Below are 274 nucleotides of genomic sequence, written 5' to 3'. Positions count from 1 at the left end.
GAGCCCAGGAAGACCCCGTTGAGGAGCTGCTGCATCAGTCGAGGACGGTGAACGTGCCGTCCTCGACCACCTGGACCACGGCCTCGTGCTCGGCGTCACGGTCGGCGTTGATCGAGAAGGTGCCCAGGACGGTGTCGAGGTCCGTGATCCCGGCGAGGCCGGCCTTGATGTCGTCCGGCTCGCCGGAGCAGTTGGCCCGCACCGCCGCGTCGATCACGTACATGCCGGTGTAGGCCTGCGCGGCGAACTGGTCGGGCTTCGCGTCGTACTTGGC

At 68.2% G+C, this 274-nt stretch carries 1 protein-coding gene; it reads right to left on the bottom strand.

Annotation, left to right across the window (positions count from 1 at the left end; genetic code table 11):
* Positions 1–34: 34 nt before the first annotated feature.
* The coding region (locus tag AC23MC_RS16485; RefSeq protein ID WP_487570662.1) for a hypothetical protein at positions 35–274 on the bottom strand (240 nt) is incomplete at its 5' end.

Source organism: Flavobacterium sp. T50_26 (assembly GCF_057652995.1).
This window is presented reverse-complemented; position numbering and strand designations above follow the sequence as displayed.